Annotated in this window: 6 protein-coding genes; 5 read left to right on the forward strand and 1 reads right to left on the reverse strand. The window is 59.6% G+C overall.

What is annotated here, in order from left to right; all coding sequences use genetic code 11:
• Window positions 1–82 (forward strand): 50S ribosomal protein L19 (locus tag ACIP66_RS28085; protein ID WP_400558050.1); only part of this gene is annotated, 82 nt, incomplete at its 5' end.
• Window positions 83–223: 141 nt separating this feature from the next.
• Window positions 224–637 (forward strand): acyl-CoA thioesterase, encoded by a 414-nt coding sequence (locus ACIP66_RS28090; RefSeq protein ID WP_042557826.1) that lies wholly within the window; start codon window positions 224–226, stop codon window positions 635–637.
• A gap of 90 nt (window positions 638–727) precedes the next feature.
• Here the strand turns inward: ACIP66_RS28090 and ACIP66_RS28095 are convergent, their stop codons facing one another.
• Window positions 728–2,539 carry a sodium:proton antiporter gene (locus ACIP66_RS28095; protein WP_282357723.1) on the reverse strand — a complete coding sequence of 604 codons (1,812 nt, stop codon included), beginning with the start codon at window positions 2,537–2,539 and terminating at the stop codon, window positions 728–730.
• 108 nt (window positions 2,540–2,647) lie between these two features.
• Between ACIP66_RS28095 and xerD the strand changes: the two genes are divergently transcribed.
• The 3 genes from xerD to ACIP66_RS28110 all read left to right on the forward strand — a co-directional run.
• Window positions 2,648–3,544, forward strand: a complete 897-nt coding sequence (gene xerD, locus ACIP66_RS28100) for a site-specific tyrosine recombinase XerD (RefSeq protein WP_053117450.1) — start codon at window positions 2,648–2,650, stop codon at window positions 3,542–3,544.
• A 368-nt stretch (window positions 3,545–3,912) separates the two neighbouring features.
• Window positions 3,913–4,644, forward strand: coding sequence for a bifunctional protein-disulfide isomerase/oxidoreductase DsbC (gene dsbC, locus ACIP66_RS28105; protein ID WP_212543991.1), 732 nt, complete (start codon window positions 3,913–3,915; stop codon window positions 4,642–4,644).
• A gap of 131 nt (window positions 4,645–4,775) precedes the next feature.
• The coding region (locus ACIP66_RS28110) for a hypothetical protein (protein ID WP_400652489.1) at window positions 4,776–4,883 on the forward strand (108 nt) is incomplete at its 3' end.

Consider the following 4,883-nt stretch of genomic DNA (forward strand, 5'->3'; position numbering starts at 1 on the left):
CGGTGACGTACGTAAAGCCAAGCTGTACTACCTACGCGACCTGTCGGGTAAAGCAGCTCGCATCAAGGAAAAACTGGCTTAAGTCCAGCTTCCGATGCAGAAAAAAGCAGCCTACGGGCTGCTTTTTTGTTGCCCGAATTTCACCGATCCCCTGTAGGAGCTGCCGAAGGCTGCGATCTTTTGATCCTGCTTGTACTCGGAAGCCAGATATCGAGTCTATTTCATGACCCCCCGCGACCAGGAAATCGAACGCCGCACCGAACTCTCGGTGACCCGCGTCACCAAAGCCGTCTTCCCGCCGACCACCAACCACCACAACACTCTGTTCGGCGGCACGGCGCTGGCGTGGATGGACGAAGTCTCGTTCATCACCGCCACACGCTTCTGCCGCTTGCCGCTGGTGACCGTGTCCACCGACCGCATCGACTTCAACCACGCGATCCCGGCGGGCTCGATCGTTGAGTTAGTGGGCAAGGTGATCAAGGTCGGCAACACCAGCCTCAAGGTTGAGGTGGAAGTGTTTGTTGAAAGCATGAGCTGTGATGGTCGTGAGAAAGCGATTCATGGACAGTTCAGCTTTGTCGCGATTGATGACGATAAGCGGCCGGTGCCGGTGCTGCCGGGTTTTGCTGCATGATCTGATACCGCGTCGCGGCCATCGCGAGCAGGCTCACTCCTACATTTGGAATGCGTTCCCTTGTAGGAGTGAGCCTGCTCGCGATTCGATTTAAGAGGCGACGCTGCTCTCAGGCTGAATCAACGCCAACAACGTCCACCCCGACCCCGGCTTCACGACAGTCTCCGGCGTCACCACATGCACCCAGCCGCTGTCATCGCGCATAAACAGCAACGTCGCGCGATTACCATGCAGCGCTCGGTAATCATCCCAACTGAAGCCATCCGTCAACGTCGTGCTGTACAACTCCGCCCCCTGGCCGATCTGACTGGCCAGCTTCGCGTAGGTAAACGCTTCGCTGCCCAACTGATTGCCACGATGCTCAAGACTCGCCCGGTGCTTGTCACTGCGACGGCTTTCCTGACCACTCGCCAAGCCAAACAAGCGCTGATGCCCGAAGTCATGACGGAAACGCATCGCCGCCAAGGTATTCAGCTCACCCGACGGCGACAGCGCCAGCAAATGCCCCAGCCCGACCAGATCCAGATGCGCATCGGCATGTTGCGAGGCCGGGTTGCCGAAGTACGTCGGCAAACCTTCCATGCGCGCCGCACGAATGTTTTCCCAGCTTGAATCGGTCAGCAATACCCGGCTGCCCAATTGCTGCAGCGACTTGGCCAGCTCGCGTGCCGGGCCATTGGCACCGACGATCAGGAAGCCGCTCGGCGCCGGTTCGGCCACCTTAAGCAAACGTGCCAACGGGCGCGCCGTCGCGCTTTGCAGCACTACCGTGCCGATGATCACCGCGAACGTCAGCGGCACCAGCAGCAGCGCCCCTTCATGCCCGGCCTCGTGCAGACGAATCGCAAAAATCGCCGACACTGCCGCCGCGACAATCCCGCGCGGCGCGATCCAGCACAGCAGCGCACGCTCGCGCCAGCTCAGGCTCGAACCGGCCGTACTGAGCAGCACGTTCAGCGGTCGGGCGATGAACTGAATCACCACCAACAGAATCAGTACCAACGGCCCAAGGCCCATCAACGCGTACAAATCCAGACGCGCCGCGAGCAAAATGAACAACCCGGAAATCAGCAGCACGCTGAGGTTTTCCTTGAAGTGCAGAATGTGCCGCACGTCCACGCCTTTCATATTCGCCAGCCACATGCCCATCAGCGTCACCGCCAGCAGACCGGACTCGTGCATCACCTCGTTGGAGGCAATGAAAATCCCCAGCACCGCCGCCAGCGACGCGAGGTTATGCAGGTACTCCGGCAGCCATTGCCGGCGGATCACTGTCCCCAGCAGCCAGCCACCGACAACGCCGAACACCGCGCCACACAGAATCACCCCGCCAAACGTAAACAGACTCTGCTTGAGCCCATGACCTTCAGCACTGGCAATAATGAAGCTATAAACCACAACGGCGAGGAGGGCGCCGATCGGGTCGATGACGATGCCTTCCCAGCGCAGAATGTTGGCGATGGAAGATTTCGGCCGCACTACGCGCAGCATCGGCACAATCACCGTCGGGCCGGTGACCAGCGTCAGGCTGCCGAAGAGGATGGCCAGCATCCAGTCGAAACCAAGCAGATAGTGCGTGGCGACGGCGATGACGACCCAGGTCGACAGCGCACCGATGGTCACCAGACGATGCACGACGCTGCCGATTTCTTTCCATTCCGACAGGTGCAGCGTCAGGCTGCCCTCGAACAGAATCAGCGCCACCGCCAGCGATACCAGCGGCATCAGCAGAGGGCCGAACATTTCCTGTGGATCGAGCAGGCCCAATACCGGCCCGACCAAAATCCCCGTTACCAGCAGAAACAGAATCGCCGGCAGCTTCAGGCGCCATGCCAGCCATTGGCAACCCAATGCGGCGACACCGATGCCACCGAATGCCAATAGGATTTGCTGCTCGTTCATTGAAGCTCCCTGTTCCTTGAAATGGCGCGCTGTGAAAGACTAGCGCGCATTATTACTGTTCATTTTCTATTTGCGTACAGCGCTTTTGCGTGTGCGTGCAGAGTGCCCATGGCTGCCATTGACCACCCGCTGATTGATCAATTCCTCGACGCTTTATGGCTGGAGAAAGGCCTGTCCGACAACACCCGTGACGCCTATCGCAGTGACCTGGCGTTGTTCAACGGCTGGGTGCAGGAGAAAAACCTGGAGCTGATCAATGCCGGTCGCGAATTGATCCTCGATCATCTGGCCTGGCGCCTTGAGCAAAACTACAAACCGCGCTCGACGGCGAGATTTCTCTCCGGCGTGCGTGGCTTCTATCGCTACTTGCTGCGCGAGAAGATGATTTCCGTCGACCCGACGTTACGTGTCGAAATGCCGCAGCTGGGTCGGCCGTTGCCCAAGTCGTTGTCGGAAGCTGACGTGGAAGCGCTGCTGAAGGCGCCGGATCTCAGCGAAGCCATCGGTCAGCGTGATCGCGCCATGCTTGAAGTGTTGTATGCCTGCGGCCTGCGGGTGACCGAATTGATCAGCCTCACGCTGGAACAGGTCAACTTGCGTCAGGGTGTGTTGCGGGTGATGGGCAAGGGCAGTAAGGAGCGGCTGGTGCCGATGGGCGAGGAAGCGATTGTCTGGGTCGAGCGCTACATGCGCGATGGGCGCGGTGAACTGCTCGGCGGGCGGCCCAGCGATGTGCTGTTCCCCAGTCAGCGCGGCGAGCAGATGACCCGGCAGACGTTCTGGCACCGCATCAAGCATCAGGCCAAGGTCGCGGGGATTGGCAAGTCGTTGTCGCCGCATACGTTGCGCCATGCGTTCGCCACGCACCTGCTCAACCATGGCGCGGATTTGCGCGTGGTGCAGATGCTGCTGGGCCACAGCGACCTCTCCACCACACAAATCTACACCCACGTCGCCCGCGCCCGTCTGCAAGAGCTGCACGCCAAACACCACCCGCGCGGCTAACACATCCGCTAATCTTGGAACACTTACCTGTGGCGAGGGGATTTATCCCCGTTCGGCTGCGCAGCAGTCGCAAATCCGGCTGGCTCGGTTTTGACTGAAAGATCGCGGTGGATGGTTTCAGGGCTGCTTCGCAACCCAGCGGGGATAAATCCCCTCGCCACAATAATGTGTGTCAGCCACATGTGGGTGTGTGTCAGTTGTCCAAGCATGAAGGTGCGTCAGTTACACCTGGATGAGTGGCGACAGGCGCATTCGGCCACCGTGGCCTTATGTGTTAGGCTTTGCCGGTTTGCACGATGGACGGTTATGACCCGGTGTTCCGGCACGGGCGTTCTGATCGTTCCATTTGTCCGCCTTCAGGAGTTCTCATGCGTCTGACCCAGATTTTCGCCGCCGCAGCCATTGCGTTGGTCAGCACCTTTGCCGTCGCCGATGACGCGGCCGACAAAGCGATTCGTCAAAGCCTGGAAAAACTCGAACTCGAGGTTCCGGTAGAAAGCATCAGTGCCAGCCCGTTGCCAGGCATGTACGAAGTCAAACTCAAAGGCAGCCGCGTGCTCTACGCCAGCGCCGATGGCCAGTACATCGTTCAGGGTTACCTGTTCCAGCTCAAGGACGGCAAACCAGTCAACCTGACCGAGAAAACTGAGCGCCTGGGCGTCTCCAAACTGGTCAACGCCATTCCGGTTGCCGAAACCGTGGTCTACCCGGCCATCGGCGAAACCAAATCGCACATCACCGTGTTCACCGACACCACCTGCCCGTACTGCCACAAGCTGCACGCCGAAGTGCCTGAGCTGAACAAGCGCGGCATCGAAGTGCGCTATGTTGCGTTCCCGCGTCAGGGCCTCGGTTCGCCGGGTGACGAGCAACTGCAAGCCGTGTGGTGCTCGAAAGACAAGAAAGCCGCCATGGACAAAATGGTTGATGGCAAGGAAATCAAGGCCGCCAAGTGCGAGAACCCGGTTTCCAAACAGTTCGCTCTGGGTCAGTCGATTGGCGTGAACGGTACACCGGCCATCGTTTTGGCCGACGGACAAGTCATTCCGGGCTACCAGCCTGCGCCACAAGTCGCCAAACTGGCGCTGGGCGCGAAGTAATTCGCATCGTCACGGTCAGCCGCTGACGATCATGGTCCGGCAGCAACATTGCCGGGCCATCAATAGAGAGCCGCGAGCACGCGGTTGTTTTCCGGCCGACCCAGCGTCGGCCGTTTTATGGGGAGTTCACAGTGAATCCGGTCAAAGTAGGCATCTGTGGGTTAGGCACCGTCGGTGGCGGTACCTTCAACGTACTTCAGCGCAACGCCGAGGAAATTGCTCGTCGTGCCGGGCGTGGA

It is taken from the genome of Pseudomonas sp. NPDC088429 (genome assembly GCF_044753305.1).
Taxonomy (GTDB): Bacteria; Pseudomonadota; Gammaproteobacteria; order Pseudomonadales; family Pseudomonadaceae; genus Aquipseudomonas; species Aquipseudomonas rustica.

What these genes read in the sequence shown, in the direction of transcription:
- dsbC (WP_212543991.1), top strand. Translation starts at nt 3,913, where the DNA reads ATGCGTCTGACCCAGATTTTCGCCGCCGCAGCCATTGCGTTGGTCAGC.
- ACIP66_RS28095 (WP_282357723.1), bottom strand. Translation starts at nt 2,539, where the DNA reads ATGAACGAGCAGCAAATCCTATTGGCATTCGGTGGCATCGGTGTCGCC.
- ACIP66_RS28090 (WP_042557826.1), top strand. Translation starts at nt 224, where the DNA reads ATGACCCCCCGCGACCAGGAAATCGAACGCCGCACCGAACTCTCGGTG.
- xerD (WP_053117450.1), top strand. Translation starts at nt 2,648, where the DNA reads ATGGCTGCCATTGACCACCCGCTGATTGATCAATTCCTCGACGCTTTA.